The organism is Weissella sp. DD23 (genome assembly GCF_001579105.1).
GTDB classification, from domain to species: Bacteria; Bacillota; Bacilli; order Lactobacillales; family Lactobacillaceae; genus Weissella; species Weissella cibaria.
The window spans coordinates 144,809-149,581 of record NZ_KQ970393.1; the positions used below are offsets into that span (position 1 = coordinate 144,809).

At 44.3% G+C, this 4,773-nt stretch carries 5 protein-coding genes; 1 reads left to right on the plus strand and 4 read right to left on the minus strand.

The window, feature by feature from the left end; genetic code table 11:
* Positions 1-32 precede the first annotated feature (32 nt).
* The 3 genes from WEIDD23_RS06690 to WEIDD23_RS06700 all read right to left on the minus strand — a co-directional run bounded on the left by WEIDD23_RS06690 (position 33) and on the right by WEIDD23_RS06700 (position 2,704).
* A complete protein-coding gene (locus WEIDD23_RS06690; protein WP_062358858.1) occupies positions 33-494 on the minus strand; it encodes a phosphate-starvation-inducible PsiE family protein in 462 nt (153 codons plus the stop codon).
* Between the two features lie 76 nt (positions 495-570).
* Positions 571-1,173, minus strand: coding sequence for a cation diffusion facilitator family transporter (locus WEIDD23_RS06695; RefSeq protein WP_010373125.1), 603 nt, complete (start codon positions 1,171-1,173; stop codon positions 571-573).
* Between the two features lie 133 nt (positions 1,174-1,306).
* On the minus strand, positions 1,307-2,704 hold the full coding sequence (locus WEIDD23_RS06700) for an APC family permease (RefSeq protein ID WP_010373128.1): 1,398 nt from the start codon (positions 2,702-2,704) through the stop codon (positions 1,307-1,309).
* 442 nt (positions 2,705-3,146) lie between these two features.
* On the opposite strand from WEIDD23_RS06700, the gene WEIDD23_RS06705 reads away from it, so the two are divergent.
* The gene (locus tag WEIDD23_RS06705; RefSeq protein WP_062358859.1) at positions 3,147-4,385 is read left to right on the plus strand and encodes an amidohydrolase family protein; all 1,239 of its coding nucleotides are present in this window, start codon (positions 3,147-3,149) and stop codon (positions 4,383-4,385) included.
* A gap of 58 nt (positions 4,386-4,443) precedes the next feature.
* Here the strand turns inward: WEIDD23_RS06705 and WEIDD23_RS14650 are convergent.
* On the minus strand, positions 4,444-4,773 hold a 330-nt coding region (locus WEIDD23_RS14650), incomplete at its 5' end, for an exonuclease domain-containing protein (RefSeq protein ID WP_278279470.1).

A 4,773-nucleotide genomic window follows, 5' to 3' on the forward strand; every position in this document is an offset into this window, starting at 1 on the left:
CAAACACACGAACCGGGATTTTTTAATATTGTTTAATCTTCCACTTGATCAGGATGATTTTCAGCAAATTCAACTTCTTTACGTTCTTCTTCATGCGCTAAATCAGCTAAATGGCGACGTGACCAGCGATATGCAATCAACACAACAATCAATAACGCGATGGCCGCGGCTTGAATCAATACGCCAATCGTATCAGCATGATATACCAATAAATTACGCAATAAAGCTGTAATACCAATATACATAAAATTCTGTAATGAAATACGATCTTGCACAAAATACTCTTTTGTTAAGACCACGAACTCGAAGAACAAGAACGTTTCCAAAATCGTTTTAGTCACTGCGTAAAAATCAACTTCTAAATCGGTGTGCAACACCATCGTACCTAAATTCCAAAGATCCTTAAAAAAGAATCCGACCATGGCAATGCCCAAAATGAGCATCGCCACGTCTAGTACAATGCCATAACCCTTCTCGATAAATTTTCGATTCATATGGCTACCCTCCAGGAGTTCTTACTTCTAATCATAACAAACCCCACCTAAAAAGTACCGCATAACTTGTCTCAAACTATTTTTCAAACAATTCCAAGCCTTCACGACCAATGTAAATCGCAAAGATAACGGCCGCAACCGCATCAGCCCACCACAAACCAAATAATGCTGTTAACAGCATGCCCAGCAAAACCAAGGCCGCTAACACGGCACACGCCACGTTACACATCGCATCTTCGCGTAGGGCTTCCGAGCCAATTTGGGCACCTAATCGTCGCTTCATCGTTGTCATAACTGGCATCAAAACCACTGACGCAATCGCCACAACTAAGCCAATACCACTTTCACCCGGCACTTCATGTTGCACTAAATTGATAACTGACGTGACGATAACGTAAGTTGCCAATAATAATAAAATTGCCTTCACAATTTTCGAAGCACGTCGTTCAACAGTCAATACCCGCTCATTATCAGCACCATCATATTCTGCCCGCAGTCGCCAAATCAACACGCCCCCCGCGATGACTTCCAAGAGCGCATCCAAGCCAAAAGCAATCAACAAAATCGAACCAGCTTGCAGACCGGCTGAAACACCCAACACAAATTCAAGTGCCATCCAAGCGATTGAAATCACTTCCAATTGAATGCCCTTCGCTAATAATTTTTGTTTCACTATCATTTCCCGTTCCCCCAAAATAATACATGTCATTTTCTTCATATATTATAACATAACTTTGAGAAACTGTGCACAAACAAAAAGTAAGCGCGGTAAATATAAAAACGGTTGTTCCACGTGGAACAACCGCATCCTATTAATTCATCCGTGAATGTTTAATACCATACGTTAGGTACAAAATCAGTCCTAACACAAACCAAATAGCCGCTGCAATTAATGTTTCAACGTGTAATTGCGTAATCAAGAAGAACGTAAATACGGCTGACAAAATGGGCAACACTGGAAAACCGGGCATCTTATAACCATCTTGTTTCACATCAGCACGCTTACGTAATGGCAAAATGCCTAGCGACACAACCATAAAGGCTAGTAACGTTCCCATATTAACCAGATCAACCAATTTGTCCAACGGTACCATACCGCCAAAGAATGCTACTACAATCGTTGCAATTCCCAACGCGCGGTTTGGTTCACCCTTTTGGTTTAACTTCCCTAAATTACCGGGCAATAGACCATCACGGCCAACAGCATAGATCAATCGTGATGACGCATAAAGCATCGTTGTCATCATAGTGAACATCCCAATCAATGCACCAATTGTAATAATTAAGGCCGCCCAATTTTGACCGACTTGTTGTAACGCAAACGCAGCCGGATCAGCCACATTTAGTTTGGTGTAGTGCACCATTCCTGTCAGCACGAACGCGACTAATCCATACAATATGGCTGCAATAATCAACGTCCCAATAATTCCGATTGGCATGTCGCGCTTCGGATTTTTCACTTCAGCTGCTGAAGCCGATAAGGCGTCAAATCCAAGAAAGGCAAAGAAAACCATCGACGTGCCGGCCAAGACACCTTGTACACCAAATGCGCCATGCATCCGCGCTGGAATCACTGGCATCAAATTACTGCTCTTAATAAAGAAGAACCCCACCACAATAAAAATAATGATAATCGCGACTTTCAACAAAACCATTGCGTTTTGAATTCGCTTCGATTCCTTCATACCACCACGTAACATTAACCCAATCAACAACACAATGATTACCGCAACCAGATTCACGTACGTCCCTTGGGCTGGATTGTAAGCTCCCGACAAGGCCGTGGGTAGTTTGAAGACCGGCGCTATCAAATTGGCAAAATAGGCTGACCAGCCGGTCGAAACTGCCGCGACCCCCAATGCATATTCCAAAATTAGTGCCCAACCTAGCACCCAACCAACAACTTCACCAAAAATAACGTTACCATACGAATATGCTGAGCCCGCAACCGGCATCGCTGAAGCAGTTTCCGAATATGCCATGGCCACTAACCCCGAAACAATTGCGGCAATAATAAAACTAAAGACAACGCCTGGACCAGCGGTTGTCGCAGCAACCGTTCCTGGCAAAATAAAGATTCCGGTCCCGATGACCGCACCAATTCCCAAGCCAATCAAATCTTTCGCGGTCAGCGTTTTGGCAAAGTGTTCATCACTTTTTAAATACGCCGTCAACGATTCCTTCTTAAACATCCGTTGCCACAACTGCATCCTACTACCTCCTATGAAACCAATAAAAAAACACGTATCGGATAACACCAAAGTATCCGATACGTGTTTAAATGAGTTCCATGGTCTGCCCGCAGCAGTTAGCATGTCTCACACACTCGGATACTTTACCGTCATCCGAGTGTCCAACGCAAAATAACTTTACGATTGTTTCGGATGACTAACCGAAGAAAAACGTAAAGTTGAAAAACGCTTGCGTTGTTGACAGGTGCATTTGCATGAATTTCATTTCCTTTTCTAATTGTTTAGGTTTTAACTCCCTAATCATAAGTGAGGAATTAAATTTCGTCAACCATTTCTCAGTAAATACTCATACTGACTATTTGTAACCGCCTCGGAACACCTTAGAAATCGGATAATGGCGCGAACAGTTGGAAAAAGCATATAATGTTAAGTAAGTATTCTAAATAACTGAGGTGGTTTCATGTCGATCCGCACATATCATAATGCGCAAGTCTACGATGTTGCGCAAGCGAAATTCATTCCTAATTCATGGTTCTCAGTTGATTTAACAACCGGGCGTATTACGGCTACCGGTACTGGCGCTACGCCTGCCGATGCTCAAGAACTTGTTGATTTAAATAACAAGTTCATCACGCCTGGTATGATCAACACCCACGTTCACATCATTAATAAAGTCTTCCCATACGGGCCAAAAGCCTCATGCGAACCCTTCGAAATTGCAATGCAAGCCCAAGCTAACTTAAATGAAATGTTAGCTTCAGGGGTGACATACACCCGTGTTCTGGCAACTGCGCAAAGCTTCGATATTGGTATGCAAAAAATGACGCTGAATGGTCAATGGCGTGGCACTGGCGTTGTCGCATCTGGTCGTGCTTTCTCAACCATTGGTGGCCACGCTTCCAAGATTGGTGAAGCTTTGTCTGGTCCAGAAGAATTCCGGGCCGGTGTCCGCCGTCGGATTGAACAAGGTGCCCATGCGATTAAGTACATGGCGTCAGGTGGTATTGCGTTTGATCAATTCGAGCAACCTGATATGCCACAAATGACGGAAGCTGAAATGGCTGCTGGCGTTGACGTGGCACACCGTCGCGGCATCAAGGTTGCGGCGCACGCGGAAGCTTTGCAAACTGTTAAAGAAGCCTTGCGCGCCGGCGTTGATTCGGTTGAGCACGCTTTTGTGATTGACGATGAGGCACTCGAATTATTCCAATCAACGGGTACATATTTAACGCCAACATTAGTGGCTCCTTATGTCATCATCAAGCGCGGTGATGGTTTGTTGCCACAGTGGATGGTCGACAAAGCCTACAAGTGGGTTGATTCACACTTTGCAGCCTTTGGTAAAGCGGCAAAGAATGGCGTTAATTTGGCACTGGGTACTGATGCTGGTTCACCATTGAACGGTTATGCTGACACTGCCCTTGAGGCTGAACTTTGGTCAATTGCCGGCGCAACTAACGCCCAAATCTTGCAGGCACTCTTCACGAATGCAGCTGATTTATTGCAAATTAGTGCTGATTATGGTGAATTAGTTCCTGGCAAAATGGCTGATTTCGTCGTCTTTGATGCTAGCCCACTAGCTGACATTAAGGTACTCCAAGAGCCAAAGCGAGTGGCGAAGTTTGGTGAGTTCGTTGACACAACTGGCTTCCAAAATCCTTATATCTTACCTTTAGATAAAGGACATTTAGCTTATTAATAGTAGATTCTAAAAGGTCCCAACTCCTCCGCATTTGTTCGGAAGATTTGGGACCTTTTTATCGCCATGTTCGTTGCATTGCTGAGAAGACAGCCAAAGTTGCCTTGGCATCCGCCAAAGCACGGTGCTTCTGCTTACCAATCTCGACATCATACGTCGCAGCCAAACCCGATAATGAAATATCATTAGGATTACCATTTAAGGCCCCGTGGAGCTGTTGCGTATCAAAAATTTTACCATTCGTGTGCCACTTACCTAAATCATGATAGCGGAGCCCCTCTTTGACTAACTGCACATCCCCATCAACAATCGCGTGGCCAACAACCGGATATTCGCCAACAAACTTCATAAACCGGCTCAACGCCCGTTCTTCCGACAAACCGTTATG